A 24,351-nucleotide genomic window follows, 5' to 3' on the forward strand; every position below is an offset into this window, starting at 1 on the left:
CTCTCAGGATCAGAAACCGAAGATGACGAGCTCGGTGAATGTCAGGTCTCCGAGTGAGGGCGGCTTCGGGCCTTTGAAATACTTGGTCCCGCTTCCGGCAAAGTAGCGTCCGACGAGTCCCGGCACCGGCCCGTTCGCGTCGACGACGCAGAGGAATATGCCTTTTCGCAGGAGATGGCGGCCGAGCGCGCCGGCGCACCGGCCGAGTTCTTCGGGCGTGCGGCAGTAAATCACCTGGGCACTCGGAACGATGCCATGGACGATGCGGCGCGTCTTGAATACGAAGGGAAATGCCTTGTCGCCGTCGACACAAATCAGCGACAGGCATTCGAGCGCCGCATGCTGGAGAAGGATCTCCCTGTCGCCCTGCGAGAGCATCGACATTTCGGGAAGATCGGAGAGGGCTTCGAGCACGCGGTACGGACGTCTCGCAACACTCAGCATCGGCAGGAAAGCAAGCTGTCCATCGGCATAGCGGCGGAAGCCGAGTGCCTCATTGACCTTGATGGTTCCCGGCGCCGGCGAAACATTGATAAAGGTCACGTTCTTTCGTCTCAGCGCCGCGATGACCATCTTGCCGGCAAAAGCACGGTATTCCGGATCGACAGACCAGCTCGACAGATTACAGCGGAGCTCTTCGCCCTCCAGCCCCTCATGCCGAAAATAGAGCGCCAGCAAGACGCCGACGATGCGTCCGGACATATCCAGGACGAAGCCGTATTTTGGCAGGTCGGGCACGAAAGGCCGCTTTTCCATGCGCGTGACGGCGCGTTCCCAATAGCCTCGGTCGCGCGTCGGAAAGTTTCTGCGGAGGCAATCGATGATGCCTTCCCAGTCGCTCTCTTCGATCGGCCGGCAAGTAAGTCCAGGAGGAAATGCGCCTAAAACTGCCATCGTCAACCCCACAATATTACCGATACAGCAATTCGTGCTTCACATTTTAGAAACATACTATATTTCTATTAACGAATATTTCCCGAAGCATCATTTCCAGCTTGTCAGTCTGGCTATGCCATCGGTTTCGTGTTCAACACCGCCGATCGCAGCGCAGACCGGGCGCGTATCGTCTTGAGCTGGTGAAGCCTTGTGGCAAGAGCTGGACTTATGCTTTCGATGCCGTATAGCACGCGTCGCCGCATGAAATGGAACTGGCGGCGCAGGCGCCAACCGACATCGGTTTTCGTCGTCAAATTGAAGTGACGATCGGTCATTTGCACCGAACTGATGTCCATATCAAGCTTTTCCGGGTCGTCATAATAAGCGGCGATCTTGGTGTGATCGATGGCCGTTTCTGTCATCCATTGCGGGACATATGTGCAGCACAGGCGCTCTACATCGGTCAGAAGCCGGCTGACGCCCAGGCCGCTTGCCGGACAGGAAGTCAGGTAAGCATCTCCGATCAGCACGACGCCATCCTGTCGGCAATTGTCGGCGGCTGTGATATCGGTGAGCCAGCTATCGATCCGGCTGCCGATTTCAAAGTCGCCAAAAGTGTCGACAAGTGACGGGAAGGCAGCCGTAAGCATCTGTTTCAGATCGTCATGCAGCGACCTGACCCACGGATCTCGCGGATCTCGGAACAGAAAGAGGTTGGCTCGTGTCGTTCCAGGGACCGGAAACAGATTGAGATGATCTATTCCATCGCCGTCGCCATGATATGTCAGGGCCGTGTGGCGAAATCTATTGGATCGCAGCGGACGAATGTTGAAACCGAATGCCAGCGGGCGCCTATCGCTGATCTGTCGATGCAGAATCCCGAGATCCCGGCGCAGGGTATCGCCCATACCGGTCGCGATGACCAGCAATCGCGCGGTGATTTCGTCCTGGCCAAGGATCGATATCCGTTGGTGTGCAGCTCCGATCCGCAAGCCGCGGACTTGGCCGACGACGAAATTCACCGTTTCAGGCAGCGCGCTCCGCATCGCCGCGACGAGCCTGTTGTAGAAAAATCCATAGTGCTGGCCGTATGTCCGGTCCACCACGTGCCCCTTGTGCATGTTGACGATTTCATCGAAGGGTACGGCGGCAGTCGACAGAGGTGCAAATAGCTGAAGTCGCTGAAGTTTTTCGATCGCCTCGCCGCCTATTCTTTCAACGCGGAATTCCTGGGGAAAGACGCGATGACGATCGATGAGCGTCACCCGATACCCTGCTCGGCCGAGCAGGCAGGCTGCAAGCGTGCCGGAAAGCCCACCGCCGACAATGGCTATGTCGGTGTCCGTTTCGCTCGTCGGCAGTTCGGGATATCGCCTATTCATCATTTCGAATACCTCAGGATCGCGTAGATGGCGTAGGGATTGGTCGTCAGGTAGCGCCAGAACAGACGGCGAGGCTCCATCAGCATCCGCCAGAACCATTCGAAACCGGCTCTTTGGACCCAGATTGGCGCCCTCTTCGTTCTCTCCGCCAGATGGTCGAAGAGTCCGCCTGATGTCTTGATGATGCCGACATTGGCAAGGCGCGCGGCAAAATCATGCACGAAGATCTGCTCGCGCGGCACGCCAAGGCCGATCCACAATATGTCGGGGGCGAGCGTGTTGATCTCGTCGAGCTTCCGTTCCAGGGCTTCTCCGGCAAGGTAACCGTGGCAATGGCCCACGATGCGCAGGCCGGGATAGCGGGTTTGCACGGCGGCGACGGCTTCGCGGTTTGCCGTCTCGGTCGCTCCGAGCAGATAGAAGCTTATGCCTTCCCTTTCGGCCAGTTCGGCGACATCGTGAAAGAGATCCGTTGTTGCCACGCGCTCGGGAAGCTGCACTCTGCAAAGCAAGCGTGACGCCATGACGAGAGGTTGGCCGTCGGCCAGGATCTGATCCGCTTCCTGGAACAGTCTGGCGATATTGGCATCGGCATGAACGCGTGCGACGACCTCGCCGTTGGCCGACGTAAAATAATAGGGCCGGCTGTCGCGGCGGCGTCTCCGCGCGACATCGATCATGAAGGAAGCAGCGTTGCGTCGATTGACGACAGTGATAGGTAAACCACCGATCAACACGCTCGGAAGCGTAAGCGGATGGTCTTGAGCAAGAATGGCGGCTCCGTGTTCGGGCGCGTCTGCCGGCTGCATTTGGCTCTCCTGATTTGAAATCTGCTCTTCGGAAACAAGATACGCACCGGCGGCCTCCGACGCGTTGTGGCCGGATTTTTGAGCGCCATTCGTGATTGAGTAAGCTCTTCCTGAATGTCTTTGAGAGTCTGTACCAATATCTTGCACAACCATTACCTCCGCTTGCGTAATGGTTAGCTAATATGACTCGGAAAGTTAAGGCGTTTATTAGTATTCAGTTAATATGTAAATTTCTAAAGAAATAATATGCGCATGAACTGAACTTCATGCGAAGTTGAATCGCTGGCAAGATGGAGAAAATTATGAAAACTATTTCAGTGGTTTAAGTAGTTAGTGAATAATTCCGTTCGCGCGAGAAAATCGGAAGTATCGTAGCATCTGGCTCATATGTGGAGGAGCGCGTTAGCTATTCCTTTCCTCAAAGCGGCTCCGCCGCACGTTCCAGATTCAGACAGTATACGACCTTAGCGTTAGTCCGCCTTTGGACGGTAGTGATCGGTAAAAGCCGGGACTGCCGGTGAATGCAATCATTGAGATTGTATGTCCGTATCTTCCAAATGAACATCGGCACTTGATCGCAATTGCATAACGAGTTATATAACTATTTATGCAATTTGAGAAACGGAGGCCGATTTGACTGAAGATATTGTGAGGGCGATGGGTTTCCTCTGTCTCGGCAGCCGGTTTCGCCGGATCGGCGAGCGTCTGCAGGCCGACACGCAGCAGATCATGGAGGAGCTGGACGTCTCTTTGCAGTCCGCCCAGTATCCGTTTCTCGCAGCCATCGATCGCGCCGGTCCGCTGACGATCGGCGAACTTGCCCTGGCTGTCGGCATCACCCAGCCGGGCGCGACGCGCACCGTCTCGCAGCTTCTGGAATTGGGCTATGTCGACATGCAGGCCTCGACCGAAGACCAGCGCCGCCGTCTGATCTCGCTGACTTCGAAGGGACAGGAGCTCATCGCTTATTCGAAAAAATTCGTCTGGCCGCGTATAGAGCAGGCGGTCCGTGAGCTCTGTGGCGACCTTTCCGGACCGATATTGCAACAACTGGCCGCAATCGAAGACGGGTTGGCCGAAGCTCCGCTCAAGCGACGCGGCGACTTCGGCAAGGAGCAGCAATAATGAGCCACATTCTCGATCGCCCGATCTGGAGCGCCCTTGAAACCGCCCACGCGTCACTGGCTGAAGGCAACGCGCATGCGCGCCGCTACCCGCCTTCCATCGTGCCCTTTGCGGCGTCCGCGGACAATTCACCCGAAAGTCTCGAAGCCCTGGCAAACCTGCCTTCGGGAGAAGAGGTCATGGCGACCGTTGAAGCCGAACCCATCATCGTTCCCAAGGGGTTGGTGACCCTTTCCAATGCCAGGCTCGTGCAGATGCTGGCGCAGCGCCCTTCCGAACGTATCTCGGATCGCCGGGTCGTGCCGCTGACAGAGGCCGATGCCGCCGATATGCTGGCGCTTGCCACGATCACGAAGCCTGGCCCCTTTACGCTGCGCGCGCAGAGCCTCGGCTCCTTCTGGGGTGTGAAAATCGATGGGCGCCTCGTTGCCATGGCGGGCCAGCGCATGCGCCAGACGGGATTTGCCGAGCTTAGCGGCCTCTGCACCCATCCTGATTTTCAGGGGCGCGGCCTCGGCACCTTGCTCTTCCGTTTCGTGGCTGGTGAGATCGCAGCTCGAGGCGAAACCGCCTATCTGCACGCCTACACCACGAACGCTCCGGCTATTGCGCTCTATGAAGCGATGGGCTTTCACATCCGCGCGGAGATGAACTTCTGTGTCGTCAAACGGCAGCCGGTTTGATTTTCCCTTTGTTGCCGTAAAGGCGGGTCACTGCTGCTGCAGCGCGAGCCTCAGGCCCAATGCCATATAGATCGTGCCGATGACCTTTCCCTGCCATCGGCCGATGGTGCGGTTGCGGCGCAGCCAGCCTCCGATCGAGCCTGCACCGACCGCCAGAAGCGAGGTCACGCCGATGCTGAGGGTCACGAAGATGGCTCCCAGAAGCGCGAATTGGGCAATGACGGATCCGCTTTCCGGATGGATGAACTGCGGCAGGAAGGCTAGGAAGAAAAGGGCAGTCTTCGGGTTGAGTATCTCCGTGAAGAAACCCTGCCGGAACGCGCGCATGGGGGTGATAGCCTGTGCAGTCGGCAGATCGATGCTACCGCTTTTCTCGACAAAAGCCTTGAAACCCAGATAGATCAGATAGATGACGCCGGCATATTTGACGATCTCGAAGGCCAGCGCGGATGTGGCCAGCAATGCCGACAATCCGAAGGTCGCCATCATCGTGTGGAAGAGATCGCCGGCAGCGATTCCAACGCCGGTTGCCAATCCCACGCGTTTGCCGCCACTGACCGCTCTCGCAAGCGTGAGCAACGTGGCAGGCCCTGGAATGACCATCAGGCCGAGCACCACCAATATATAAGTCGTCAAAACACCGAGGCTGACCATCGATCTCTCTGAAGTTGAGTGCCGTTGCAAAGTCCCCGCAACATGGAAACTTTGTATCCGTCGTTGTTAGCTGGCTTGAAGACTAATCGTTTTAGAGATCGTTGCAACAACCGTGTTGGGTTTGGGCCGGTAGCTCGCCAAGGCGCGACCAACGGTCGCCGGAAATCCATAATTCGCGATCCAGTCATCCGCTAGAGCTGCCCAACGCGTCTTCGGCACGGTTTCGACGAGTGTTCGCGTCTGAGGAGCGTCCGTGTCTTGTTTGTGGAGTTTCCAGGCGCGGCGTGATCATCGTCATGCCATCACTTATGTCCGCTTGTTCAGGCTCTAGTTCGTCATCCCGAAGCGGGTGGCAAAGAGCGATTTCAGGCGCGCGAGATCCTCCGGGGAGATTTGAGCACCGGTCAGCGAGACCCAGCAATCGATATAATGCTGGGGTGCATAGATATGGCCGTAGCCGATCGGCGATGTCGTTGCGATCATCATATCGAAGAGCAGCTGGAGCATGGTGACGACCGGTATCCAGGTGAGTTCCGGCGAGACGTCAGGCCCGCGGGGTGCTTTCATCCACTCCGGCTCGCGAAAGGCCGAGGCGGCATCGAAGAACACGACCGGGTCGCTCGCATATTGCAGATAGATCACCCGCAGCGGCCCCCAGGGGGCGGCGAATTGGTCCGGCGCGTGCTGCTGATTTGCGAAGCGGATGACCGATCCGTCCCGAAATCTAGGTAGCCATTCCGGCGTGCCGGGGCTTCGCGCCGCAGTTGCGGCTTTCCATCTGGCACTGCGGAAGGGAGGGCCGCTCCAGAGCGCGCCGTTCACCGGATCGCCAATGATATTGTAGATATCCAGGGATAGCTGCGAGTTCATCGCGCCAAGGCTCAGGCCATGAAGATAGAGCTTCGGTCGCTTGTCACGAGGCAGTTTCGACCAATAGCCGTAAACGGCATCGAAGAGATCAACGGCCGTTTCCTCGCCCTGCTGCGGCTCGAACAGCAATGACATCCAGCTTGTCAGATAGGAGTATTGCACCGCAACGCTGGCGACATCGCCATGCTGCAGATATTCGAGCGTGTCCATGGCGGCCGGGTCTATCCAACCCGTTCCGGTCGGCACGATCACGACCAGCATGGAGCGATCGAAGACGCCCTGCCGGATCATCTCCTGTAAGGCCAGGGCTGCGCGTTCCTTGCTGCTTTCGGCATTGTTCAAGCCGACATAGATGCGAAGTGGTTGCTTTGCCGGTGCGTTCCAGAAGCTTGAGATATTGCCGGCGCCAGGCCCGGACGTCACAAAATACCGGCCTTGGCGTCCTAGCCCTTGCCAGGCAACCAGCGAGGCGGAGCTGCCGGTCTTCATGTCCGCCTGCGGCATGGGTTGATCGTCTTCGATCAGCGCGTCTGCCTGCTTGAACGAAGCATCGGCAGCGTCGAGCGCAAGCCGCAGCAATATGCCCTGGCCGATCGACCAGAACAATGCGACGGCAAGCAAGGCGCCGACTACCTTTGAAAGCCGGCTCGGCACGACGCGTGCCAGCCATTGCGAAAACAGCAGGCTCGCGACGCGAAAAAGACGCCCGACAATGAGCGCAATGAGAAAGGTCGCCGCTGCCACGGCCGCGAGCCAATAGGGGTCGGCAGTGGCGATCGGCGGCATCTTCCACAAAATGCGGATCGAATTCTGCCAGAAGGTCGCATGCCAAAGCGCGGCAAGGCACAGGATCAGGCAGGCAATGCCGATCGACCAGCGCGCCAGTCTCAGCGACCGCTGGGGAACCGGCAGCTGCAAATAGATCCAGAGCCAGGTCAGCGTCGTGCCTATCATGTAACCGACGCCAGCGCTGATGCCGGAGAGTATGCCCTGCACCAGATAGGAGCGCGGCATCAGGCTGGGGGTGAGCGAGGCCGCAAAGAAGATCAGGCCCAGAACCATGCCGAGGAGAGAGAGGGAGCGGAACATCTCCTGATCCAGACGACGCATGGCGATCCTTCATCGTAGCTTTGGCACGGGCCAGGATTGCCCGCAGGACGTGTTGCAGCTTCGTGCGATGCTACGCAATGGCGTCCAGAATGCCAAGGAGATCTCCCGGAACATATTCGTGGGGTTGCGATGATCGGCTGTCCGCATTTCTCCCGGCGTGCCATCTGGTCTATAGTATCAGGCTGATTTGCCGGTGGGACTGGAGTTTGAAAATTGAGCACTGCGTTCATGAAGGAAGAAAGCGCTGAAACGGCCGCGGAAACCGTGTTACCCGATCGGCCGATTTCTTCGCATCCTAATCGCGTTACCGAGGCGGGCCTGAAGGCTCTGGAATCGCAGCTTCAGGACGCGCGCAAAGCCTATGAAGCAGCAAGTGCAATCGAGGATATCAACGAACGCCGGCGGCAGACAGCTATTCCATTGCGCGATGCGCGCTATTTCGCGGAAAGGGTTCGCACCGCCGAAGTCATGCCGGCGCCGGCCTCCTCTGAGGTCGTCGCTTTTGGAAGCACGGTCACCTACAGCCGTGAGGATGGCCGCGTGCAGAAATATCGCATTGTCGGGGAGGACGAGGCCGATCCCAAGGCGGGATCGATTTCCTACGTCTCGCCCGTCGCAAGGTTGCTGATGGGAAAGACGGTTGGCGATGTCCTGACCCTTGGCAAGGAGGAGCTGGAGATCACGGCGATCGAATAGCGGTTTCCCGTGTGGCCTCTTTCTGCGCACGCCTGCAATTTTCGATCAATGCGCGGGCTCGAACGGTGTTGCGATCGCGACCCTCGACGGTGCCACCTGAAAGTCCGCCGGCAGCATTCGGTGATAGGCAAGCATGAGCTGGCAGGCGCTGCGAGCGTCATGGCGCAGATCGTGATGAATGACGAAGGTGATCTCGCTGGTGGCGAGCAGCCTGACGTTGTCCTGATCGAGATCATGCGCTGCAAAGACCACACACTCGCGCCGGGCCTCGGTAAAGGCTTTCAAGATGGCACGATTGCCACCGCCGGCCGAATAGACGGAGCGGATGTCCGGCTCGCGTTCCAGCGCATCGCGAACAAGCAGTTCCGTCGTGCGGTCGACGCCGAAGCCTTCGGAAATCCGGACGACTGAAAGATGGGGGAAGCGCGCCGCAAGCACATCGCGAAATCCCCGTTCGCGCTCGTCTTCGCCGGCAAAAAGGCTGCTCGATAGCGTCACCAGCACCTTGCCGGTCCGTTCGCCGGCCATGCGGCCGAGCAGATAGGCGGCGGTTGCGCCGGCTACTCGATTGTCCATTCCGACATAGCCGATACGGGAATCTTCCGGCAGGTCGGTCACCAGCGTAACGACCGGGATCTTTGCTGCCATGAGTTGTGAAGCGAAATCGGCAATCGCTGGTGTCGACTGGGCTTTGAGCACGACACCATGGCTGCCGCGACGACGTATTGCGCGCAGGATCGATAGAAGCTCCGCTTCAGCCATCGTCTCGGCTACATGAAAGCGTGCGGAAAATGACGCCGGCCGCATGCCCGGCAATTCCGCCTCGAAGGCCTCGCGGACGGCCGACGAGAAACGCAGCGGCGTGTCCATGACGACATCGATCACGAGGCGCCTACCAGCCAAGCCCGATTGCACATATTGCCGTTCCAGTTCGGCAATAGCCGCTGCGACCCGCGCGCGGGTAACGGCGCGAACACCATCACGCTCATGCATCACCCGGTCGACGGTTGCGAGGCTGAGTCCGGCCTGTAGCGCGATGTCTTTCAAGGGGAAGCGCGATTTCAAGGCGATATGTCCTGAGGTGTTTTTGAGGTGTTTCCTATCTTTTTCATAGGCCGGGCCGAGACTAGGATCAATCTCATAAGTCCAACGTCACTTTGGGAGGAGATCACCATGGACGCTCAGACGCTCGCTAGCCGGCGCAGCCAGAAGGTTTGGCTTTCGGCCGATTGCGGCAATTTCGATAGTTTCAAAAGTCTGGTCGAAAAGACCGCCAATCCAGCGGATTGGCCGCTGGCGGCAGGGATTGAGAAAAACATCCTGATCTATGATGGCGACCAGGTTCGCAGTGCTGCCGGGGATGAAGATGCACGCCGCGCCCTCATGGCCGAGTGGGTCGAGGCCTTCACCTCAGGCCCAGGCATCATCGTGATCAAGAATGCCATGCCGGATACGGCAGTCGTCGATCGCGCGACTGCCGTATTCGAAGCCATCGTTCGCGACGAAAAGGAGAAGGGCAAGGGCGCCGGCGATCATTTTGCCAAGCCCGGCGCCAATGACCGCATCTGGAACGCGCTGGAGAAACATTGCCTGGCAGACCCGGAGAATTTTGCCGGCTACTATGCCTCGACCGCCGTCGCCTTGGTGTCGGAGGCGTGGCTCGGCGTCGGCTATCAGATGACCGCGCAGATGAACCGGGTCAATCCGGGCGGCACCGCGCAGAAGCCGCATCGCGACTATCACCTCGGCTTCATGTCGCCGCAGCAGATGCAGGCCTATCCCGGCCATATTCACGCGGTTTCGCCGCTGTTGACGCTGCAGGGTGCGGTCGCGCATTGCGACATGCCGCTCGAAAGCGGGCCGACGCTGTTCCTGCCCTATTCGCAGACCTTCTTCGAAGGCTATATCGCCTTCGGTCGGCCGGAGTTCCAGGCCTATTTCGCCCGGCATCATGTGCAATTGCCGCTGAAGAAGGGCGATGCCGTCTTCTTCAATCCGGCCGTCATGCACGGCGCCGGCAACAATGTCTCGAAAGACATCTACCGCATGGCCAATCTCCTGCAGGTCTCCTCAGCCTTTGGGCGGGCGATGGAGAGCGTCAACCGCAGCCGCATGTCGGTCGCCGTTTATCCCGCTCTGGTCGCCGCTCTCGATGCCGGCTCGATGAGCCGTGCGGAGGCTGCCAACGTGATCGCATCGACCGCCGAGGGCTATGCCTTCCCGACCAATCTCGACAGTGATCCGCCTGTTGGCGGTTTGGCGCCGAAAACGCAAGCGACAATCATGGCCGAGGCGATCGATGCCGGAACCGATGCTGGTCGGTTTGCCGAGCTCATCGCCGCCCACGCCGCGCGCAGGGAGGCTTGAGATTAGATGAGCCGACTGGATGGAAAATTTGCCGTCGTCACCGGCGGAACGCAGGGGCTGGGCGTGGAAGTCGCCCGGCTTTTTGCCGAGCGCGGTGCCGCGGGCCTGACGCTCTGCGGCCGCAGTACCGCCAAGGGTGAAGCCAAGGCGCGGGAGATAAGCGACCGCTATAAAATACCGGTCGCTTTCGTTTCAGCCGATCTCGGTAAGGTCGAGGATTGCCGCAAGGTCATCGCGACCGCGGTGGAAAAATTCGGCCGCATCGATGCGCTCGTCAATGTCGCCGCCATCACCGACCGCGGCACCATTCTCGACACCGATCCGGATCTGTTCGACCGGATGTTCGCCGTCAATGTGCGGGCACCCTTCTTCCTGATGCAGGACGCGATCAAGAACATGATTGCCCATGGCATCGAAGGCACGATCGTCAATATCTCCTCGATGTCGGCGATGGCCGGCCAGCCTTTCATCAGCGCCTATTGTTCTTCCAAAGGCGCGCTGGATACGCTGACCCGCAACACGGCCTTCTCGCTTCTTAGAAACCGCATCAGGGTCAATGCGCTGAATATCGGCTGGATGTCGAGCGATGGCGAAGATCGCATCCAGCGTGAATATCACGGTGCTGCGGAAGACTGGCTGGCAAAAGCCGCAGCCGAGCAGCCGTTCGGCCGGCTGGTCGATCCCGCCGAGGTCGCGCGCGCTGTCGCCTTCCTGTCATCGGAGGAATCCGGCCTGATGACGGGCGCCACGATCAATTTCGATCAATCGATCTGGGGTGCTTACGAGGGGTCGCCACATCCGGAGAAAGCGATGTAAGCCATGAAGACCGGCGGGAGGGAAAATCCTCCCGCCGATGGGCAGGCTGCGTGTTGGCACGAAACGTCAACTGGCTTGATCAATGGCTCAGAAGCCCTTGATGCTACCGTCGGACCAGACCATTTTGCCGCCGCGGATCGTGCTTCGAACCCGCGGCACTCGGCCGCGTTCTGCGATCAGAAGATCGGCGCGCAGGCCTTCTGCGATACGGCCTCGGTCATTGAGCCCGAGCGCTTTTGCCGGATTGGCGCTTGCCAGCGCGACCGAGGCGGGTAAGCCGCCCTTGCCGATTTCCGCAAGCGCGATCACAGCCGGCAGGATGGCCGATGGGTGATAGTCGCTCGCAAGGATATCCAGCACGCCGGCTTCATAGGCTTCGCGCGCGGAAAGATTGCCGGAATAGGAAAGGCCGCGCAGCGCATTCGGTGCGCCCATGGCTGTTGCCAACCCCAAACGCCGCGCTTCGGTCGCGGTTGCGATATTGATCGGAAATTCGCTGATCGCCGCGCCGAGGCTGTGCAGCAGCGCTGCCTTCTCGATGGTGTCGTCATCGTGAGAGGCAAGGACGACGCCGTGCTCGCGGGCCAGTTCCGCCAAGCCGCTGATGATGTCCGTGCTGTCGCCATGCTCGGAACGGGCGGCCATGCGCTGTTTTACCAGCTCCGCCGCCTGGGTCTCGCTGATCTTTTTCGCCTTCGCCGTGTTGGCGATATGAAGCTCTATATCGCGATATTGCCCCTGGCCCGGCGTGTGATCCATCAGCGAAATCAGGTGAAGCGCGCCGGCGTCGATCAAGGTCTTTGCTTCTTTGATCGCGGGCAGGAAGGTCACCTCGAAGCGGCCATGGATGCGATGGTCGATCAAAAGCTCCTCGCGCATCGATGCGAGCTTTTCGATCATCGCGTGGGTGTGCTCGATGGAGCGGACATGGCCGTAAGTTGCCGGCGTGAAGGCGACGGCCGCATAGGCCGTCGTCACACCGTTGGCGGCGAGCATCTTGTCGAGATCGTAGACGCCGAGTTCGAGCGGCATGCGGACATTGACGCGTGGCTCGATGCATTTTTCGATCATGTCGCCATGCATGTCGACAAAGCCGGGCAACAGGAACCGGCCGTGGCCATCTATTTCCGCCCCCTCAACCGGCCGTTCGCTGATATCGGCGATCAGCCCATCTTCGATCCTGATGGCGCCGCGTTCGATCACCCGGTCCTGCAATACAATTTCGAAATTACTCAACCACATCGTCTTGCTCGTCCTCGATCTTGATGGCTTCCAGATGAAGTTCCCGGTCGATCAATGCCCTTACATCTTCGGGATGATGAAAGACACCGATCATTGCAACGCCAGACGTTTTGAGTTGCGCCAATCTCTCGACCAGTGCCTTGCGTGCCGCATGATCGAGCGAGGCAGTCGGCTCGTCGAGCAGCAGGAGGCGCTGCGGCAGGATGAGCGCGCGAGCCAGATTGACCTTCTGCTGCTCGCCGCCGGAGAAGGTGGAGGGATAGGCCGACCAGAGCTGCTTCTTCACGCCGAAGGCATCGAGCCAGCGCCGTGCCTCGGCCAAGGCTTCGGCATGTGACGTGCCGGCAAGCCTAAGCGGCTCGGCAACGATCTCTTCGGCCGCGACGCGCGGACGGGCATTGAGAAACTGGGTGACGAAGCCGATTTCCCGGCGGCGCAGCACAGCGATATCCACATCCGCCGCCGTCGCGAGATCGATGATCCCTTCCTGCGTGTGATAAAAGACGTGGCCGGCGCGCGGCAGGTAGGAGCGGTAGAGCGTGCGCAGCAGCGTCGATTTGCCCGCGCCGTTCTCGCCTTTGAGCAGGATGAACTCACCTGCATTCAGTTCGAAATCGATATTCTCGAAGGCAAACAGCGTGCGCTTGAGGTGATGCATCTCGAATTGCTTCGAAAGACCTTGGACGCGCAGCACCGGTGGCGTGGCCTGCCGGGCGGAAACCTGAATGTTCATCTCTCGCGTTTCCCTCAAAGCTTGGCGTGAACGAGTTGCTGTGTGTAGGCGTGCTGCGGGTCCTGGAAGATCTGGTCGGCCAGGCCCTGTTCCACGACCTTGCCGCGCCGCATCACCATAACCCGATCTGCCATCGTGCGGATGACGCCGAGATCATGTGAGACCAGAACCATGGTGATGGAACGCTCGCGCTGCAGCCGCTTCAACGTATCGAGAACCAGCGCCTGAACACTGACGTCGAGGCCGGTCGTCGGCTCGTCGAGCAGCAGGACGGCAGGCTCGAGCGCGATTGCCTTGGCAAGCTGCACGCGCTGCTGCATGCCGCCGGAGAGCTCGTTCGGCCTGGCGTCCATGCGTTCGATCGGGAATTCCGAGGCATCGAGCGATTGGCGCGCCCGTTCGCGAAGCTCGGCGAAATTGCGATTACCGGCAATCAGCAGTCGCTCGGCGACGTTGCCGCTGCTGGTGTGGTTCATCAACAGGCCGAGATGTGGGTTCTGGTAAACGATGCCGATATGATGCGCCCTCAGCATCCGCCGCTCAAAGCGATCGAGCGTGAAGAGATTGCGGCCTTCGTGTCCCGGCAGGGCCAGATTATAGCTGCCGGTGTCGGGCGTATCCTCGAGATTCATCATTCTGAGAAGCGTCGACTTGCCGGAGCCGGATTCGCCGACAATGCCGAGGACTTCGCCCGGATAGACCGTCACATCGACGCCGCCGAGGGCCGTGACGTCACCATAATTGCGCGCAATGCCACGCATGGTCAGGATGGGTTCGGCCAGCATCAGCCGCGGCGGCTGGCGGGTCAGCTCTGCCGATTGAGTTGGATCGAGCGCGGCCATCAGTCCATCCTTCCATTCTTGTACCAGGTATCGCCGATCTCGACCGCTTCGGATTCAGATTTGCGGATGTGCTTCACGCCGAAATGGCTGTCGGACAGCTCGTATTGCGAGGAACCGTCTTCCTGCGGCAGCTCGTTCATGAAGAAGCCAGTGACATCGCTGCGGTAGCAGGTCTTGTCCTGATGATCCTCGACGCGGTAGGGTACGTCGTCGAAAACAAGCGGTTCGACGCGCGTATAGGGCGGCACGGCGAAAATGCGCTTCTCGCGGCCGGCAGACAGGATCGTCAGGTGATCGGCCTGATTGAGCTTCGGCACATCCCAGCGCGGAATGGGCGACGGTGTCATGACATGCCGCCCGTTGACCATGCTCGGATAGCTCGATCCCTGCATGATCCGGCCCGACTTGACGAGCTGTTCGTAGAGCACCAGCCACAGCTGCCCGTAATCGGCATCGCCATGCATTTCGCGGGCGACGGACATATCCGGCTGCACCGGGCGAAGCGGCTCAGGGTTCGGAACCTGCAAGACCAACACCTGATCTTCGCGCAGTTTTTCCTCCGGAATGCGGTGACGGGACTGGATGATGGAGGCAGTCATCGTGTCCTCCGTCTCGACGGCGCCGCCAACCCGCGCGACGAACTTGCGGATACTGCTCGCATTGACGGAGTCGTCTGATCCCTGGTCGATGACCTTGACGACGGACGTGGGTTTGAGCAGCGTCAGTGTCACCTGTAGTCCGCCTGTTCCCCAGCCGCGCGCAATCGGCACTTCGCGGCTGGCATAGGGCACCTGGTAACCGGGAACGGCAATCGCCTTCAGGATGCGGCGGCGCATTTCGCGCTTGGCGGATTCATCGAGGAAACCGTAGTTGAAGGCCATCCAGGGCTTGGTCAATTCCTGAAGTTTCATAGCGCGACCTCCTCCTGTTGCGGGGCAAGCTCTTCGGTGACGGCGGGCTTTGCGGCGGCAGCGTCCTTGTCGGTCTTGACGCGGCGCAGCGCATCGAGGGTCGACTGGAACGTCACGTAATGCGGAAGCTTGAAGTGGATGCAGAAGCCGGAGCTTTCGACCGGCTCGGTGTGATAGAGGACGAATTCCTCATTGGCGGCCGGATGCGGATCGGGCTGGTTGGAGGCAAGGTCGAGCGTTGCCGCCGCGATCACCTTCACCTCGTTCCAGCCGAAGGTCGCCGAGAAGCCCAACTGCAATTCCTTCGCCTTGGAAATGACCTCGGTCTGGCTGACACGAACGCGGCCGGCGCTGAAAACCGTACCGGAGGGATGGCGCAGGCGGACCGGCGCATGGGCCAGGCGCAGTTCGTTGACGGTCGGATGCACGGCGCTATAGCCGCGCATGGTCGCATAGCCGAGCGCCAGCGTGCCTCCTGTATCGGCGCGCGCCAGGCTCTGCAGCTTGTGGGCGCGTGCGGCCGGAAACAGCAACGGTTCGCGCGTCAGATCGGGGATTTCCTCGGGTGCCACGGCTTCGACCGGATGATCCGGAATGAGTCCTTGCGCTTTCTGCCAACTGGTGAGAGACGGTTGCGTCGCCGGCGCGGGCTTGGCAGCAGGGATCACGGGCTCCGGCACATAGTCCTTGCCTTGCAGCACGTCGACCTGAAGCAGACGGTGGGAGTAATCCAGCGTCGGCCCAAGGATCTGGCCTCCGGGAATATCCTTGAAAGCGGCCGAGATGCGCCGGACCGTCAGAAGATCCGGCTGGTCGACGGGTTCGGCGACGGCAACGCGCGGCTGCGTCGTGCGGTAGGCGCGCAGCAGCAGGATCGCTTCGTAGAGATCGCCGCCTGCCTGGGCGAGCGCCAGCGCAGCGAGATCCGGCTCGTAAAGCGAAGCTTCGCCCATCAGCCTGTCGATGAGATAGGGAAGGCCGGTTCGCACGGCCTCGACGCGCTCTTGTGTGATCGGGCCGAGATCGGCGCGGAAAAGCCGTTCGGCCTGTTCGATGGCGTATTCGCCGCCGCGGGTTGCTACATAGGCCATCAGAGCACCTCGATTGTCGTGGAACGGGGAATGCCAAGCAGGCGTTTGCCGTCGACGAGATAGAGATCCCAGCCGAGCGGATAGCGGATTGCCCTGGCACGCATCGACCAGAACGCAGGATCGATGCCATCGACCTCGATCGTCACGCTGTCCTTGATGCCGGGGCCGGTCAGGCGTAGCCGCTGTCCGGAACCAAATCGTGCAGGCGCAAACAGCGTTGCGGCGTCATCCGGATACAGCAGACTGCCGATGCGCAATGTCGACAAGGCTTCGACGTCCTCAGCGGAGTCGAGGGCAGCGAAGACATAATCCGCGTCCGCAAGCGGCATCCGCCTTGCGCCGGTTGCGGCCATCTTCAGGTCCAGCGTGGGATCGCTTGTCACATGGAAGCTGCATTCGCGATCGAGCAGGCTTTCGGCCAGCGGCCAGAAGCCCTCGGCAGGCAATTCACGCGGCTGGCCGGGGCGGCTCAGCGCCCACATGAGTTCCTCGAAGGTGGCGTTGGTGCGGGTATCGTCGAGGGTGGGCAGGAGGTTGCTGGCCATGGTCAGAAGGTCTCCATCTGCACGCGGGTCGCCTCGACTTTTTGTAGCAGCTGTCGGTCTTCTTCTTCCTGATGGCGCCGTTCGGCATCGAGAAGCTCACGGATGAGTTCGGCCTGATGACCAGCGGCGATCGCGGCATCGATGACCGCCATTCCCATGGCATGTTCGAGATCCCGGCCGACGATTGCGCCATAGCCTTCCACGGCGCGATCCGGCACGCGGATGTGTGCCTCGGACACCAGAACTTCGCCGAGATGGAAGGCGGTGCTGCGAACGGTATCGATCAGCGGCAGCATGGCAAGGCCGGTGCGGTTGACGACGACGTCGACTTCGCCGAGCGTGTCGAGCACCTTCTCGGCCGCTGCCTTGACGTTACCAGGCCGGCCGGCGGCGAGAATTTCCAGCGCTTGCGCATGGGTATAGGATGCGCAGACCGGACTGCCAGTCTTCTCCTCAGTCATCATCGTTTCCTCGGGCATCAGGATTTGTTTTAGGGAGTGGGGCTTTCAAATATTCGAATGATAAGTATATTCATTCGAATGAATTGTCCACGGTGTTTTGTCTTGCCCGACGAGATTTCCGCGGTGGCGCGAATTTTCCCTAGGCGTTGCGCCGGCGCAGCCATTCCGCCGTGATGCGGCTTGCTTCGCGCGCAGCTGCTGCCGGTGCCTGACCCTGCAGCAAGGCAAACAGGAAAGAGCCGGCGAACCGGTCGCCGGCACCAATGGTATCGGTCGTGTCGACCTTCGCAGCCGGTTCGACCTCTACTGCCTGTGAGCCGTCAAACAGGGTGATGGGGCGGATGCCATTGGTGAGCACCAGCATCTTCAGGCGCGAACCGGCGATCTGGCCGACGCGCTGCCAGGCGAGGTTAAGATCATCCGGAACATCGTCGCGCGAGGAGATGACATAATCGGCCGGGCGCGGCGTTGCAGGCCGCAACGGAAATTGCGAGAGAACGAGCGGCTGGGCATCGATCTGCGCGACAAGGCTTTCGTCGAGCGCAAGGGCATTGATGTAGACGCCCGCGCCGGACAGCTTGTCGGCGACCGTGAGGGATTGGGACCGTCCGGTCGGCGCGAGGATCGTCCGCTCTCCACTCGGCTCGAGGAAAATTTCCAGTGGCGCCGTCTCTCCGGGCGCTATCACGATGTATTCGGTATCGAACCCGGCCGTGGAAAGCGATCGGAGTGCGGTTTGTCCTTGTTCATCCTGCATCAGCCTGGAAACGATGGCGACGTCGGCGCCCAATTCCAGCAATTGCAGGCCGGTATAGAAGGCGCCGCCGCCGAGTCGGGTCGTGCGGGATGAAAATTGGATCCGTCCGCCTGGAACGAGCGGCGCGTCCAGTTGCCAAATGCGATCGTGGTTTACCGATCCGATTACGATTACTCGGGGCATGCCTTGCCTATCTGTCGTCTATGCCGGGTGCTAGCGCATCGACGATGAAACGCTGTGCCAGCAGGAAGATCAAGAGAACGGGGACGATCGACAACAGGCTTGTTGCCATCAGCGGCCCCCAGGCCCGCTCTGCTCCCTCCAAATCGGCGAAGGCGGCGATGCCCGTCGTCAGCGTCTTCTTGAAGGCATCGTCGAGCACGAGCTGACCCCAGAGATAGATGTTCCAGGCGCCCATGAAGGAAATCACCGAAAGGGCTGCGATAGCCGGAATGACATTGGGGATGCCGATCTCGGTAAATTGCCGCCACAACCCGCTTCCGTCCATGCGCGCCGCCTCGAACATCGAAGCGGGAAGCGACCGGAAAGCCTGGCGCATGTAGAAGACATAGAAGCCGATATAGGGGATCGATGGGATGATCATCGCGCCGTAGGTGTTGAAGGCCTGGAGCTTCACCACGGCGATATAGGTCGGAATGATCGCCAGAACGTTCGGGAAAGACATGGTGGCGATGACGAACCAGAACAGCGCCCGCTTCCCCTTGAACTCCAGTCGACCGAAGGCGAAGCCTGCGGGTACGGAGAGAACGAGCTTTCCGACGGTGATGAGGGTGGCGGTCAGCATGGAATTCCACAGCCACATCCAGATCGGATGGCGGCTTGCGGCTGTCGTGAAATTCGATAGCGTCGGGTTCTCAGGCCAAAGGCGGAAGGCTCTCGCCATGATCATGTCATTGGGCGTGAAGGCCGCCGTCACCATCCAGACGAGGGGAAACACGGTGACGATGCAGATTGCCATCAGCACGATGTGCAGCAGCAATCTATGAAGCTTGTAACCAATATCGCTCATCTGTAGTGCACCCGCTTCTCGCTGACGCGGAACTGCAGCCAGGTGATGGCGAGCACGAGAACGATGATGATGACGGCAACTGCGCTTGCCGGCCCGAACTGGAAGAACAACAGACCCTGTTGCCACAGGAAATAGAGGAGGCTCGAGCTTCTGCCGGCCGGTCCGCCATGGGTCAGCACGTCGATGACGCCGACAATATCGTCAAGCACATGGAAGAAGGTCGTGACGCTGATGAAGAAGGCCGTCGGTGTCATCAGCGGCAGGCTGATATCGAAGAAATGCCGCGTCGAGCCCGCGCCATCGAGCTCAGATGCCTCACGCAGCTGATGCGGCAGGTTTGCAAGCGCCGCCAGCCACAGCAACATGTTCAGCCCGAAAGTCTTCCAGAAGGTGACGAGGCTGACACAGAGCAGCGCAAGGTTCGGGTCCGTATGCCAGCGCGACGGTGGAAAGCCGAAATGGCCGAGCACTTCGTTGAAGAGGCCATTGACCGGATTGAAGAGCCAGGACCAGGCAACGCCTGCGACCGAATAAGCGACGATCGTCGGCAGAAACAGGCTGCCGCGATAAAGCCCCTGTAGCGGATTCTTGCGTACCGCGTGCAGCATCACCGCGAAGATCAAAGGGATGACGATCTCGGCCGGGATGAGGACGGCGCAGTAAAGCAGCGTATTCCAGGCCGCCATGCGAAAGTCGGGATTGTCGAAAATCGACGCATAGTTGTCGACGCCGACAAAGCGGATGTCGGCCGACAGCAGATTCCAGTCGACCACCGAGAGCAGCATCGATGCGATCAGTGGGCCGTAGAGGAATATCGCGACGGACAAAACAGCTGGCCCCACGAACAGATAGGGGGCCAGCGATCGAAGACGAAATGGCATGATGCTAAGCCTATGCCGAAATCAGCCCAGCAAGTTCGTCATGAGCGCCCTTGATGCCGTCGGCAACCGTCGTTTCCTTCAGCAGCATGCGCGAGACCCACTTGCGCCACACGGCCTGGCCCTCGAGGCCGCGCTTGCCTGGCCAGATGGTCTCCGCAGTCAGGCCATCGCTGAGCTGAGCGGCCGCCGGCTTCATGAACTCGTTGATGAGCGGAATGTCGTGTGTCGAGGTATTGAGGTAGCCGGTCTGGGACCAGAGCGTCTGGCCTTCCTTCGAGGCGCAGAATTCGAGGAACGCAAGCGAGGCTTCCGCCTGTTCCTTGTTGCGCGTGTAGATGGCGAGGAAATTGCCGCCGCTGTTCATCTTGCGCTGATGTCCTGTGAGCCCGGGGAACTTGGTCGTGACAGCTTTTGCGGCGCCGAATGGGAAAGTGACGGCAGCCGTCGAGCTGGTCGTGCAGATCGCAAGCGCGCCGGACTGGAATGCAGCCGTCTGCTCCTTGTCGCTGACCGGCAGCCAGAGGCCTTCATGGGCCGGGGCGCAATATTCGCTCATGCCGGTGATGGCTTCCGGGCTGTTGAGTGCCAGCTTGCCATCGGGATCGATGATGAAGCCGCCGGCGTTCTGGATGAAAGACTGGCTCGTCCACTCGTTATTCGAAAGCGAGATCGGCGAACGATAGGTCGGATGCTTGCCCTTGAGGGCCGCATCGAGCTTGCGCGCGCTCTCATAGAGCCACTTGGTATCAGGCGTTTCCGGCAGATTGGAATCGAGGCCGGCAGCCTTCCACATGTCGCTGTTGATATAGGTGATCGGCGTCGACATCGCCCAGGGAAGGCCGATGACTGCGCCGTCGATGGTCACCAGCGGCAGCACCGACGGGCGGAAATTGGCGAGGATCGCCTCTGCCTTTGCGGCGTTGATTTCGCGCAGGTCGCGGGCGCCGAGCGTGCGCTTGGCGAAATAGCCGAACTTCCAGCCGGTGATCATCATGGCTGGCGGACGGCCGGCGGCGACGCTTGCGACGGCCTTGGCGGTCACGGCCTCATAGTCGCCGTCGAAACGGTTGGTAACGGTTATGCCGAGCTGCTTGGCGTTGAAAGCGTCGACAACCTTCTGGAACGGCTTGTCGGAGCCCCAGGTGCTCGAAATCTCGATAGCCGCATCGGCGGACTGGGCCTTGCCGGTCATAGCGATTGATGTGCCGATGACTGCGGTCGTGCCCGCGATAAATTGACGACGATTAAGTCCTACCATCTTATCCTCAATATCCGAATGATTAATAAAACATTCGGATATTTACCTAACGATGGCGAGTGACACCCATATGAAGGGAAATGTGGCTAAGCGCCAAAGCTCGATGGCGAAATTGACTTTGACTGCTGTTTGTTGGATTTCCGATATCGGGCACAGATTGAAAATCGATGCTGTAGCCGATATATGACATTCGAATGACATGGTTGAATTCGGAAGGCAGGCATGGAGAAGAAATTGCTGCACGGGCAATGGCAACAGGTCGAAAGCGATATTGCGGAGGATATCCTGACCGGTCGCCTGTCACCAAAGGCGCAGCTTCCGACGGAAGCCGACCTGATGGAGCGGTTCGGCGTCGGACGACACACCATTAGGCGCGCCATTTCCCGTCTCGAAAGCCGGGGGCTCGTGCTGGTCGAGCAGGGGCGCGGAACCTTTGTCAGGGATAGTCGCCTTGATTACCGCCTGTCCGAACGCACGCGCTTCTCCCAAAATCTGCTCGATCAGGGCAGGGAGCCGCTCGGCCAGGCCATTCATGAAGAGGTGGTTCCTGCCTCCGAGATGATCGCGGAGGCTTTGCGGCTTCCCTATGGCGAACCCGTCTACCATATCGTCCGCCGGGGTTTTGCCGACGAGGAGCCGATCAACTATTCGCATGCCTATTATCCCGTGCGTCGCTTTCCGGGCTTTGACGAGGCGCGGCGCAGCGGGCGAAGCGTGACCGTCATTCTGGCCGAGTACGGCATCCCAGACTATATCCGCCTGCGCACCGATATCGTCGTCCGTCTGCCGACGAGCGAAGAGGCGAAGCAGCTCTGCCAGTCCATGTCTCAGCCGGTGGCTGTGTCGAGAAAGGTGGACGTCGATCTCAAGGGCACGCCGATTTCCTATTCGGAGTCGGTCTGGCCAGGCGAGCGTGTGCAGTTCTCGATCGATAATACCAGCCAGCTTCTGGACGTGCTTGCGCGCGGCGACGCGGGCTGAACAGATCGGTTCCGTGCGACTGGGTCTCTTCAGAGCCTGAATGACGTGTCTGCCGCGCTATGCTAATATTGCGCTTTATCAGGCGCGCAGCGGGTGATGCGATGTTGGAGGCAGACAAGGTATTCGCTGGCTCGATTCCGGAAAATTACGACCGCCATATGGTGCCGTTGATATTCGAGCCTTACGCGGCAGATATCGCCCGACGAGCAGCGTCCTTACGGCCTGGCGCGGTGTTGGAAATCGCTGCAGGCACCGGCGCTGTCACCCGCGCATTGGCGCCGAAGCTATCCTCCGGCGCAAGCTATGTCGTCACCGACCTCAACCAGCCGATGCTCGATTACGCCGCTTCGCGGCAGGCTCCCGACAGCCGCATCACTTGGCGGCAGGCGGATGCTCAGTCGCTGCCCTTCGAAAATGCGTCCTTCGATCTCGTCTTTTGCCAGTTCGGCGCCATGTTTTTTCCGGACCGCATCTCGGCCTATCGCGAGGCAAACCGTGTTCTGAAGCCCGGCGGATATTTCCTGTTCAACGTCTGGGATCGCATCGAGGAGAACATATTCGCGGATGACGTCACGAACGCGCTTGCACGGATTTTTCCGAACGATCCGCCACGCTTTCTGGCGCGCACTCCGCACGGCTACCACGATGTGGATCGGATTCGCGGCGATCTCGAGAGCGCGGGTTTCTCCGAAATCGTGATCGAAACGAGAGCCGAACAAAGCCGGGCATCCTCACCGCGTCTTCCGGCCGTCGCTTATTGTCAGGGGACTCTGCTTCGCAACGAAATCGAGGCCAGAGATGCGGGGAAGCTGCAGGCTGCAACGGACTATGCCGCCGCCGCGATCGAAGCCAGACACGGTAGCGGTGACGTTGCTGCCAAAATTCAGGCACATATCATTCTGGCGACGGCCTATCCTGCCTAAAGTCTGAAAGATTAACTGAAGAATAACTATAATCTAAAGCAGGATTGCCGATTTATGCATATTTATGCATGCGGCGACGAGTTGTTATATTGTCTTGGATACCAAATGGAGATCCAAGGCAATATTCGCTGAGCTTTCTGGTGAGGTTTTATAAGGAAATACCTGAGGGACGGGATGCGGGCAGCAATGCCGGCAAATCCGCTCACATGCTCCAGAATCTTCAGGTGTTGCGCGCGCTCGCAGCCTCCTCCGTCGTCATCGCCCACGCTCTGCACGAGACTGGGCCGTTGGCCGCAGAGACGGGGCGCGCGGCGGTCGATGGTTCCGCGTGGAATCTTGGTTTCGGAGTCGATATTTTCTTCGTCCTCTCCGGCTTCATCATGATGCATACGGCTGCTGCCGAATTCGGCAAAAGCGGCGCTTCATTGCGCTTCTTCCTGCGGCGCTGCGCACGCGTGATCCCGCTTTACTGGCTGCTGACGAGTACCCTGCTGCTCGGCGCGTTGGTGGCGCCCTCGCTGCTCGCCGTGCCCATCGGCTCTCTGCAGCATGTCCTGGCATCCTATTTCTTCATTCCCTCCGGGCGTGGGATGGATGAGATCAGGCCGGTGCTCGCCCTGGCCTGGACGCTGAACTACGAGATGCTGTTCTATGTGTTCTTTGCCGCCGCGCTGCTGTTGCCGATAAGGCCGGGTGTCGTTTGGCTATCGGTACTGATGATCGGCATGGCGCTGGTCGGGAGGCTCGTTGATCCGAACCATATTCAGATCGCTTTCTGGACGAGCCCGATCATTCTGGAGTTCCTGTTCGGCGTCTATGTTGCCCTGATCTTTCGGCGCGGCGTCAGGATCGGTGCTGCGGCGGCACTCGGGCTGATCGCCATCGGGCTCATCGGCTTCGTACACGTCTCCGCACCTTGGGACGACGCGGCCTTGCCGCAATTTCTGCGGAGCGGCTTGCCCGCAGCCCTGTTCGTTCTGGTGGCCGCAATTGGTCCCGTCCTGCCGCGCAAGCGGATTGTCCTATGGGGCGTCGCTTTGGGCGACGCCTCCTATAGTCTCTACCTCGCGCATCCTTTTATCCTCAGGCCAATGCGGGCCGTTTGGGCGAAGCTGATCGGTGGGGCTCTGCCGCTTGGGCTATTCGTCGTCTTCGCTTCGCTTGTCGCCGCTCTATTTGCGCTGATGCTATTCCGATATGTGGAGAAGCCGCTTACATCCAGCGTTCAGAGCCTCGTGCTCCGGCAAGGGCAGCGGAAGCGCCCATCGGACGGGGCTCTCCCAGCTGCTGATACCGAGAAGGCTTGAC

At 59.8% G+C, this 24,351-nt stretch carries 25 protein-coding genes; 8 read left to right on the forward strand and 17 right to left on the reverse strand.

Annotated elements, in window-relative coordinates; all coding sequences use genetic code 11:
- Positions 1-9 precede the first annotated feature (9 nt).
- The 3 genes from GA0061103_RS04940 to GA0061103_RS04950 form a co-directional block, all read right to left on the reverse strand.
- A complete protein-coding gene (locus GA0061103_RS04940) occupies positions 10-894 on the reverse strand; it encodes a GNAT family N-acetyltransferase (RefSeq protein WP_245304657.1) in 885 nt (294 codons plus the stop codon).
- A gap of 113 nt (positions 895-1,007) precedes the next feature.
- A complete protein-coding gene (locus GA0061103_RS04945; RefSeq protein WP_092707608.1) occupies positions 1,008-2,261 on the reverse strand; it encodes an FAD-dependent oxidoreductase in 1,254 nt (417 codons plus the stop codon).
- The gene (locus GA0061103_RS04950; protein ID WP_092707610.1) at positions 2,258-3,067 is read right to left on the reverse strand and encodes a WecB/TagA/CpsF family glycosyltransferase; all 810 of its coding nucleotides are present in this window, start codon (positions 3,065-3,067) and stop codon (positions 2,258-2,260) included. Before GA0061103_RS04950 ends, GA0061103_RS04945 begins: the two co-directional genes overlap by 4 nt.
- A gap of 633 nt (positions 3,068-3,700) precedes the next feature.
- Between GA0061103_RS04950 and GA0061103_RS04955 the strand changes: the two genes are divergently transcribed.
- Both GA0061103_RS04955 and GA0061103_RS04960 read left to right on the forward strand, forming a co-directional pair.
- Positions 3,701-4,192, forward strand: a complete 492-nt coding sequence (locus GA0061103_RS04955) for a MarR family winged helix-turn-helix transcriptional regulator (protein ID WP_092707612.1) — start codon at positions 3,701-3,703, stop codon at positions 4,190-4,192.
- Positions 4,192-4,875 (forward strand): GNAT family N-acetyltransferase, encoded by a 684-nt coding sequence (locus GA0061103_RS04960; RefSeq protein ID WP_092707614.1) that lies wholly within the window; start codon positions 4,192-4,194, stop codon positions 4,873-4,875. The genes GA0061103_RS04955 and GA0061103_RS04960 overlap by 1 nt, the downstream gene beginning before the upstream one ends.
- Before the next feature lie 27 nt (positions 4,876-4,902).
- Here GA0061103_RS04960 and GA0061103_RS04965 read toward each other — a convergent pair whose 3' ends face one another.
- Positions 4,903-5,529, reverse strand: a complete 627-nt coding sequence (locus GA0061103_RS04965; protein ID WP_075852990.1) for a LysE family translocator — start codon at positions 5,527-5,529, stop codon at positions 4,903-4,905.
- Between the two features lie 327 nt (positions 5,530-5,856).
- Entirely contained in the window at positions 5,857-7,509 is a 1,653-nt protein-coding gene (locus tag GA0061103_RS04970) for an alpha/beta hydrolase (protein ID WP_092707616.1), read from the reverse strand.
- A gap of 213 nt (positions 7,510-7,722) precedes the next feature.
- Between GA0061103_RS04970 and greA the strand changes: the two genes are divergently transcribed.
- Entirely contained in the window at positions 7,723-8,205 is a 483-nt protein-coding gene (gene greA, locus GA0061103_RS04975) for a transcription elongation factor GreA (protein WP_092707618.1), read from the forward strand.
- A 45-nt stretch (positions 8,206-8,250) separates the two neighbouring features.
- On the opposite strand, the gene GA0061103_RS04980 is transcribed toward greA, so the two are convergent.
- Positions 8,251-9,270 (reverse strand): substrate-binding domain-containing protein, encoded by a 1,020-nt coding sequence (locus GA0061103_RS04980; RefSeq protein WP_092707620.1) that lies wholly within the window; start codon positions 9,268-9,270, stop codon positions 8,251-8,253.
- Between the two features lie 108 nt (positions 9,271-9,378).
- Here GA0061103_RS04980 and GA0061103_RS04985 point away from each other — a divergent pair, with 108 nt between their 5' ends.
- Both GA0061103_RS04985 and GA0061103_RS04990 read left to right on the forward strand, forming a co-directional pair.
- Positions 9,379-10,572: a phytanoyl-CoA dioxygenase family protein gene (locus tag GA0061103_RS04985; RefSeq protein WP_092707622.1), complete on the forward strand. Its 1,194-nt coding sequence runs from the start codon at positions 9,379-9,381 to the stop codon at positions 10,570-10,572.
- A gap of 6 nt (positions 10,573-10,578) precedes the next feature.
- A complete protein-coding gene (locus GA0061103_RS04990) occupies positions 10,579-11,388 on the forward strand; it encodes an SDR family oxidoreductase (protein ID WP_092707624.1) in 810 nt (269 codons plus the stop codon).
- 87 nt (positions 11,389-11,475) lie between these two features.
- Here GA0061103_RS04990 and GA0061103_RS04995 read toward each other — a convergent pair whose 3' ends face one another.
- The 11 genes from GA0061103_RS04995 to GA0061103_RS05045 form a co-directional block, all read right to left on the reverse strand.
- Positions 11,476-12,630 carry an alpha-D-ribose 1-methylphosphonate 5-triphosphate diphosphatase gene (locus GA0061103_RS04995; protein WP_092707626.1) on the reverse strand — a complete coding sequence of 385 codons (1,155 nt, stop codon included), beginning with the start codon at positions 12,628-12,630 and terminating at the stop codon, positions 11,476-11,478.
- Positions 12,617-13,363, reverse strand: coding sequence for a phosphonate C-P lyase system protein PhnL (locus GA0061103_RS05000; RefSeq protein ID WP_092707628.1), 747 nt, complete (start codon positions 13,361-13,363; stop codon positions 12,617-12,619). The genes GA0061103_RS04995 and GA0061103_RS05000 overlap by 14 nt, the downstream gene beginning before the upstream one ends.
- A 14-nt stretch (positions 13,364-13,377) precedes the next feature.
- Positions 13,378-14,205: an ATP-binding cassette domain-containing protein gene (locus GA0061103_RS05005; protein WP_092707630.1), complete on the reverse strand. Its 828-nt coding sequence runs from the start codon at positions 14,203-14,205 to the stop codon at positions 13,378-13,380.
- A complete protein-coding gene (locus tag GA0061103_RS05010; protein WP_092707632.1) occupies positions 14,205-15,116 on the reverse strand; it encodes an alpha-D-ribose 1-methylphosphonate 5-phosphate C-P-lyase PhnJ in 912 nt (303 codons plus the stop codon). The genes GA0061103_RS05005 and GA0061103_RS05010 overlap by 1 nt, the downstream gene beginning before the upstream one ends.
- Positions 15,113-16,207, reverse strand: a complete 1,095-nt coding sequence (locus tag GA0061103_RS05015; RefSeq protein ID WP_092707634.1) for a carbon-phosphorus lyase complex subunit PhnI — start codon at positions 16,205-16,207, stop codon at positions 15,113-15,115. Before GA0061103_RS05015 ends, GA0061103_RS05010 begins: the two co-directional genes overlap by 4 nt.
- The gene (gene phnH, locus GA0061103_RS05020) at positions 16,207-16,752 is read right to left on the reverse strand and encodes a phosphonate C-P lyase system protein PhnH (RefSeq protein ID WP_092707636.1); all 546 of its coding nucleotides are present in this window, start codon (positions 16,750-16,752) and stop codon (positions 16,207-16,209) included. Before phnH ends, GA0061103_RS05015 begins: the two co-directional genes overlap by 1 nt.
- Before the next feature lie 2 nt (positions 16,753-16,754).
- Complete coding sequence (locus GA0061103_RS05025) at positions 16,755-17,216, reverse strand: phosphonate C-P lyase system protein PhnG (RefSeq protein WP_245304658.1); 462 nt, start codon at positions 17,214-17,216, stop codon at positions 16,755-16,757.
- 136 nt (positions 17,217-17,352) lie between these two features.
- Complete coding sequence (locus tag GA0061103_RS05030) at positions 17,353-18,153, reverse strand: PfkB family carbohydrate kinase (RefSeq protein WP_141694419.1); 801 nt, start codon at positions 18,151-18,153, stop codon at positions 17,353-17,355.
- Between the two features lie 7 nt (positions 18,154-18,160).
- Positions 18,161-19,000 (reverse strand): carbohydrate ABC transporter permease, encoded by an 840-nt coding sequence (locus GA0061103_RS05035; RefSeq protein ID WP_245304659.1) that lies wholly within the window; start codon positions 18,998-19,000, stop codon positions 18,161-18,163.
- Positions 18,997-19,881, reverse strand: a complete 885-nt coding sequence (locus tag GA0061103_RS35335; RefSeq protein WP_092707640.1) for a carbohydrate ABC transporter permease — start codon at positions 19,879-19,881, stop codon at positions 18,997-18,999. Before GA0061103_RS35335 ends, GA0061103_RS05035 begins: the two co-directional genes overlap by 4 nt.
- Positions 19,882-19,891: 10 nt before the next feature.
- On the reverse strand, positions 19,892-21,139 hold the full coding sequence (locus tag GA0061103_RS05045) for an extracellular solute-binding protein (protein WP_092707642.1): 1,248 nt from the start codon (positions 21,137-21,139) through the stop codon (positions 19,892-19,894).
- 222 nt (positions 21,140-21,361) lie between these two features.
- Here GA0061103_RS05045 and phnF point away from each other — a divergent pair, with 222 nt between their 5' ends.
- From phnF to GA0061103_RS05060, 3 genes are all read left to right on the forward strand, one after another.
- Positions 21,362-22,120 (forward strand): phosphonate metabolism transcriptional regulator PhnF, encoded by a 759-nt coding sequence (gene phnF, locus GA0061103_RS05050; protein WP_092707644.1) that lies wholly within the window; start codon positions 21,362-21,364, stop codon positions 22,118-22,120.
- 101 nt (positions 22,121-22,221) lie between these two features.
- On the forward strand, positions 22,222-23,043 hold the full coding sequence (locus tag GA0061103_RS05055) for a class I SAM-dependent methyltransferase (protein ID WP_092707646.1): 822 nt from the start codon (positions 22,222-22,224) through the stop codon (positions 23,041-23,043).
- 206 nt (positions 23,044-23,249) lie between these two features.
- The gene (locus tag GA0061103_RS05060) at positions 23,250-24,350 is read left to right on the forward strand and encodes an acyltransferase family protein (RefSeq protein ID WP_245304660.1); all 1,101 of its coding nucleotides are present in this window, start codon (positions 23,250-23,252) and stop codon (positions 24,348-24,350) included.
- The last annotated feature ends 1 nt before the right edge of the window (position 24,351 follow it).

Source organism: Martinezella multihospitum (assembly GCF_900094585.1).
GTDB classification, from domain to species: Bacteria; Pseudomonadota; Alphaproteobacteria; order Rhizobiales; family Rhizobiaceae; genus Rhizobium; species Rhizobium multihospitium.

Excerpts from the sequence above, each read along its gene's own strand:
- GA0061103_RS05055 (WP_092707646.1), top strand. The coding sequence starts at position 22,222 with ATGTTGGAGGCAGACAAGGTATTCGCTGGCTCGATTCCGGAAAATTAC.
- GA0061103_RS35335 (WP_092707640.1), bottom strand. The coding sequence starts at position 19,881 with ATGCCATTTCGTCTTCGATCGCTGGCCCCCTATCTGTTCGTGGGGCCA.
- phnH (WP_092707636.1), bottom strand. The coding sequence starts at position 16,752 with ATGGCCAGCAACCTCCTGCCCACCCTCGACGATACCCGCACCAACGCC.
- GA0061103_RS04985 (WP_092707622.1), top strand. The coding sequence starts at position 9,379 with ATGGACGCTCAGACGCTCGCTAGCCGGCGCAGCCAGAAGGTTTGGCTT.
- GA0061103_RS05045 (WP_092707642.1), bottom strand. The coding sequence starts at position 21,139 with ATGGTAGGACTTAATCGTCGTCAATTTATCGCGGGCACGACCGCAGTC.
- GA0061103_RS04990 (WP_092707624.1), top strand. The coding sequence starts at position 10,579 with ATGAGCCGACTGGATGGAAAATTTGCCGTCGTCACCGGCGGAACGCAG.
- GA0061103_RS04995 (WP_092707626.1), bottom strand. The coding sequence starts at position 12,630 with ATGTGGTTGAGTAATTTCGAAATTGTATTGCAGGACCGGGTGATCGAA.
- GA0061103_RS04945 (WP_092707608.1), bottom strand. The coding sequence starts at position 2,261 with ATGATGAATAGGCGATATCCCGAACTGCCGACGAGCGAAACGGACACC.
- GA0061103_RS05010 (WP_092707632.1), bottom strand. The coding sequence starts at position 15,116 with ATGAAACTTCAGGAATTGACCAAGCCCTGGATGGCCTTCAACTACGGT.
- GA0061103_RS05060 (WP_245304660.1), top strand. The coding sequence starts at position 23,250 with ATGCTCCAGAATCTTCAGGTGTTGCGCGCGCTCGCAGCCTCCTCCGTC.
- GA0061103_RS04970 (WP_092707616.1), bottom strand. The coding sequence starts at position 7,509 with ATGCGTCGTCTGGATCAGGAGATGTTCCGCTCCCTCTCTCTCCTCGGC.
- GA0061103_RS04950 (WP_092707610.1), bottom strand. The coding sequence starts at position 3,067 with ATGCAGCCGGCAGACGCGCCCGAACACGGAGCCGCCATTCTTGCTCAA.
- GA0061103_RS05030 (WP_141694419.1), bottom strand. The coding sequence starts at position 18,153 with ATGCCCCGAGTAATCGTAATCGGATCGGTAAACCACGATCGCATTTGG.
- GA0061103_RS05015 (WP_092707634.1), bottom strand. The coding sequence starts at position 16,207 with ATGGCCTATGTAGCAACCCGCGGCGGCGAATACGCCATCGAACAGGCC.
- phnF (WP_092707644.1), top strand. The coding sequence starts at position 21,362 with ATGGAGAAGAAATTGCTGCACGGGCAATGGCAACAGGTCGAAAGCGAT.
- GA0061103_RS04960 (WP_092707614.1), top strand. The coding sequence starts at position 4,192 with ATGAGCCACATTCTCGATCGCCCGATCTGGAGCGCCCTTGAAACCGCC.
- GA0061103_RS05025 (WP_245304658.1), bottom strand. The coding sequence starts at position 17,216 with ATGATGACTGAGGAGAAGACTGGCAGTCCGGTCTGCGCATCCTATACC.
- GA0061103_RS05000 (WP_092707628.1), bottom strand. The coding sequence starts at position 13,363 with ATGAACATTCAGGTTTCCGCCCGGCAGGCCACGCCACCGGTGCTGCGC.
- GA0061103_RS05005 (WP_092707630.1), bottom strand. The coding sequence starts at position 14,205 with ATGGCCGCGCTCGATCCAACTCAATCGGCAGAGCTGACCCGCCAGCCG.
- GA0061103_RS04965 (WP_075852990.1), bottom strand. The coding sequence starts at position 5,529 with ATGGTCAGCCTCGGTGTTTTGACGACTTATATATTGGTGGTGCTCGGC.
- GA0061103_RS04940 (WP_245304657.1), bottom strand. The coding sequence starts at position 894 with ATGGCAGTTTTAGGCGCATTTCCTCCTGGACTTACTTGCCGGCCGATC.
- GA0061103_RS05035 (WP_245304659.1), bottom strand. The coding sequence starts at position 19,000 with ATGAGCGATATTGGTTACAAGCTTCATAGATTGCTGCTGCACATCGTG.